The 4,918-nt window shown below is 60.4% G+C and carries 2 protein-coding genes; both read right to left on the bottom strand.

The features are described 5' to 3' along the window. Positions 1–70 precede the first annotated feature (70 nt). Positions 71–730: a hypothetical protein gene (locus ABLA28_RS10350; RefSeq protein ID WP_347713600.1), complete on the bottom strand. Its 660-nt coding sequence runs from the start codon at positions 728–730 to the stop codon at positions 71–73. 24 nt (positions 731–754) lie between these two features. Beyond that, on the bottom strand, positions 755–4,750 hold the full coding sequence (locus ABLA28_RS10345) for a hypothetical protein (protein ID WP_347713599.1): 3,996 nt from the start codon (positions 4,748–4,750) through the stop codon (positions 755–757). Between the last annotated feature and the right edge of the window lie 168 nt (positions 4,751–4,918).

Raw genomic sequence — 4,918 nt, 5'->3', positions numbered from 1 at the left:
CCCCCTCTGTTGACCCGTTTCGCCACCAGGGCCAACTGCTCCGCAGCCGGCCGAAGGCCGGGGCCCGACATCAGACGATCTGGAGAAAAACCAACACTGCCATGATTGTGACGTAGAGCCCCCCCGACAAGCAAGCACAGTGCATGCGGCGGTGGATCTCACCGGAAACCTCCAGCATCCAGGAGGCCTCCCTTCGGGTCATCCCCGTAAGCGGATACCTTCGGTTCCTCCGTCTCTGGGCCCACCACGCCCATGCGTGCGTAAAGAAAGAAAAAACAAAGAAAATCATGCAGAAAAACGAAAGACAACCGCAGAATGTCTCATAAAATTCAAAGTGTCCTGAACTTGAAACAAGGAAGTGTAAACCCAGCAGAAGACAACCGAAGACAGCGAAAAGGGACCGTATCACCCGTCTGCCCAGCCGACTCCTTTGGTATTCCAGCGTTTTTCCGAGGGAAACCACTCGCGACTCGCCGATTTCCGGTTCGCCCTCAGGGCGATCGGGCCTCGGCGGAAAGCCCCTGACGCAAAAGAGATAGGGGCCCGTGACGAGGACCATGGCGAGGGATCCCCAGAGCAACGACATAAAAATGTAGCCCAACCCATCCTCCAGGTGGCCGAAGTACGCGAATGTGGTCGCGACGTTCAGCAGGACCAAAAGGAAAAGAGAAAAAAACAGAACGATATTCCTGACATACGCTTTTTTTGTGCGCGCTTTTCTCGTTTTCATGAGTCCTCTCCTCTCGCTAGCGCATCAAGAGCGGCCTCCTGCACTCTCAGCACGGCACGTCAGCAAAAAACACGCAAGGAGGAACAAAATCGCGGCTCCGTCCAGGGCGCTGCATCCGCCGCCGCGCCTTTCGTCCCCCCGGCCGCCGATGCCCGAACCACCTGTCACCCTGACGACGAAGCTCCCCTTCGCCCTCACGCCGTCTTTCCGTTCGAAGCCATAGGCAATTCGATACCGGCCTTCCTCCCGCGGATGAAAATTCGCCGTAAGGGCCAATCCGTCCGCCGAAAGACGCGCGCCGTCTATCGTGGCCTCGGCCTCGTTCCGCTTTCCCTCGGCCGACAGCAGGGACGCGGACAATAAGTGCCGCTCCACCGCATCGGCAAAACGGAAGGCAAGCGAGATGCTCCTTATGCCCTCAACCAGGGCCATCCCACCGGGGCCAAGGGCCCTGCCATCAACGAGGACGGCGGAGACCCCAGGCGGCAGAGGAACGGGCTCCTCGGGATCGGGCGTCTCCGGGCCTCTCGGAGGACGCCCCGGCCTTCCCGGGCCGCCTCCGCCACTGCCGCCGCCACCGTCATCCCCCGGATCCGTATCGACGTCGTCATCCCCGCCGGGGTCGCCTCCGGGAATGGGCCTGGGCTTGCTTCCCGCATCGTCTCCGGGTTTTCCCGGCTGAGAGCCAGGGCCTTCCCGCCGAATGACCTTCACCGTAATGGTCCTGCCAATCCTGTCCGGATACACGTCGCTGCTCAGAGTCAGCGTGAAGGTCCCCGGCTTCAGCGTCCTGACCGTACAGCCCGCCGCATCCTGTCGGACGAGTCGCGCCACTTGGTCGGGTCCCCGCCTGCTCCAGCTGGCCCTTGAGTCATAGCCCTCCGGGAGGCGTAGCGCCCCCTCGAAAAAAACATCCTCGTCCGCAAACACCATACATTCATCGCCAAGAGCAAAGCTCTTCCCCAAAAACACGGGTTCGACGACCATCAGACCCTTCGTCCTCCGTTGGGCCTCCACCAAGCGTATCAGTGCCGGCGGAACGGCATTGCAAACCTGCAGGCGGCCGCCGGAAGAGCCGTAATCCCTGTCGGCAAGCACGCGAACGACGTTGGGGCGTCCTTCGGGGTCCGGAAGTATCCTGAATTTATCGCTGTTGATTACGCTCCAGGCAAAGTACTTCGCCATCATCCCGCCCAGCTCCACGGGAGCTACGTCGACGCTGTACTCCGTCTCGATCCCCTCGAGGATATGCTGCGGCCCCTCGATATCCCCGATGCTCAGGATCGGCAGCGTCATGTGCGTCCCCTCAGGATCGGGGGCCTGGGCCGCCTCGGGATCGTAGATCACGTCGAACGTCACCTGGTCCATCCTCTTGAACGGCTCCGTAACCGCATCTCCCCAGAAGGGCGACTTTCCCTCCAAGTCGAAGCTCCCACTCGGGCCGTCGGGATTCGACAGGCGGGTGACGTACGCACTGCCGTCATTTTCCGCGGCCGTGGACACCTGGTAGTGGCCCCGCTCGTTGCAGAACACTTCCCCGGTGTAGATGCCATCCCGATCAGCCAGGTCCGGACCAACCCCGTCGTCCCTCATGCGTATGCTCTCGATCCATCCGGAGGGATGGATAACCCTGGCAACGACGGAGAGACCCGTAAGGAGTTCCTCGCCCTCGTACGTGCTGCATTGGAGCCGAAGCCGTTTTCCATTCTCGGCGGAGTTGAAGACGCCCCCGGATGCGCCGGCCGCCTCCAGGCGATGGAACAGTGCCCCACGATAGCCCCGCTCGCGTTTTCCCTCCTGCAGGACGGAGGTCTCGTCTTTTCCGGCGCCGTTTCCCCTGTTATCCAGATCCGAAAGCTCTCCTGCCTTCAATCCTATCGACTCCCCAACGATATGGAAGGAAACCTGTGCCTCGTTGTATTTCGCCCCCTCGCACTCCAGACGCCAATATCCCGCCAGGGAGGGGTTCATCTTCACGTGGACATTCAGGTCATTATCCAACCCGAAAAGCCTGCCCCCAACGGGGAACCTTTTTCCGCCCGGCGCCACCAACACACATTGCAGCGACCGTTGATAGGGATTGAGCACCTTGGCGAAGACCGAAAAGGCGCCGATTCGTCCATCCAGTATGAAGGGCAGGCTTGAGAGCCTGTCGCCACGCACCTCCACGTCCCTCTTTCCCTGCGCGGCATCCCCCGTCGTGGGGGCAGCCTTCCCTGCGAGGGAACTCGGGGTTCTCCATCGGACTCCACTTTGTTGGACGCCGCTTCGAATATCGCTTTGCCCCCGGGGGGACAAGCCTCCGAGAGCCGGGTAGCCGGAGAAAATATCCCCGAAGTCGTCGGCGCACAAAAGCTGCAGGTACCCGCCCCAAGGGTTTCTCAGCAGGTAGGGCTCCGGCAGGAAGGAACGCCAAAAGGTGTTGCCGATATAGCGGATCCTTTCCGGCGAGAGGGGGACGGCCCTCCTACGAACAATGCCCCCGGTCTCACGGCTCAAGCGTTGGTAGAGCTCGATGTTGCGATTTCTGACGCTCACCAAGGACAAGGGGATGAAGAAGCTCCGACTCTTTGCGGTCAGGGCCTTGAAGGTCGTCTCCCTCGAGTGCTTCTCCGACTCCTCCGGCGCCTGGGCGATGAGGACGACGATGTCGCCCAGAAGGATGTGCCTGGCATCCATGTACGCTTGAAGGCGGTCGATGGCGTCCGACAGGACGTCGTACAGGGGGATATTGATGCCCGTCTGGGAATCTTGAGGAAACAGGAGCGTGTGCAGCTTATTCCGCGTTTCCGCCTTCAGCCTGTTCCTGGCGACACTTTCCATCTTTTGGAAGGGGGCGACCTCTTCGATCCCGCCCCTGTCGAACGTGAAGACGCCGACATCCGCCCCGGCCGGGATCGCCGTCAGCATCATGTCCACCAGATTGTATAGCGTGGGAGAGTAAGACCACTCCAGGTTCTTCTCCAGCGGTTCCAGTAGGTTTCCCGAGTTTTCGACCAGGATCATCCGGGCACGCTGGTTCCTCGTGGTGCCCCACTCGATCTTCAGGTCGTCGATCGCGGGACTTTTCTCCCGGAACTCCGCCTCCGTCGAACCGATCCGAGGGAAGCCGTTCCCGTGGGTGATGTCGAAGCTGGTTGCGGGCTTCGCGGAGACGAGGTCCCTGTAGAAACGGCGCTTGTAGGGGAACAAGGTCAAACCAGGCAGCTCTTTGCTCACCAGCGTGCTCCAGCACGAGACGGTCCTGGGATAAAGCCTTCGCTGGGCCGTCTGATACTCCTCCGGGCACTTTATACCGTCGAAGCCGTAGTGCTCGTCCGTAGAGAAGTTCAGCGCCATCGCTCTTTCATAAGGGAAAAATTTCTTATCTAGAGTAAATCCACTTATTTGATCCCTCATGATAGAATGTGCACAATCTCCACCTATCCACACCAAGTGATCTTCCGTTCTGGGGAGATTCGGATTCATCCACCTTTGTAACTCACGCCAGCCCCTTTCCCACCACCACTTAAGCTTATCCCCCTTATACTCGTCGAACAGTCCGTAGACGTAATGGCCGCACTCGTGGGCCAGCGTGTACCCCGTGTCGATCGGCCCTTGACTGGACGTGAAGTCATTGCGTCCCCCGAGATACTCGCTGCTCATCTTGATGGCATGTTTGGGGCTGACAGCATCCTGCCGGTAGGGGACGTAGGCCCCGGCCTCCGTCTCGGCATGGGGTTTTCCATTTTCATGGTAATTCTCCAGCCACCTGACATGAGCGAATTCCCTGTTCCCCCTGCCCTGCACGATCTTCACGCGGCCCAGGCGGTGCCGGCCGTTCGTCATCTCATACACCGCCACGGACCAGTGCCGCATCGCCTCGGTAAAGGCGTCCCGGGAGGCGGCGTTCATGTACTCGAAGCTGTCGATCGTCATGTTGATGGGGCTGATCGTGTCGTACTCCTCGATCGCCGCGCCCGCCGGCGTGGCGCAGAGCGCCAGCCCCAACAGCGCACAGAACCCAAAAGCCCTTCTCATCGTATTCACCTCCATAACGTGCCACACGACTACACCACGCGGATCAGAACCCAGACGGCATCCCAAGCCCCATCCTCCCGGCGCTTGACGCAGGGAACGCAGTACAGGCCCCGGGGGGCGTAGATTCCTCCCAACCCTTCCATGGAAAGCACTCTGAAACGGTCGCCC

This window comes from uncultured Fretibacterium sp. (assembly GCF_963544685.1).
Taxonomy (GTDB): Bacteria; Synergistota; Synergistia; order Synergistales; family Aminobacteriaceae; genus CAJPSE01.
The sequence above is the reverse complement of the archived record's forward strand: the minus strand, read 5'-3'. Positions and strand labels throughout refer to the sequence as shown.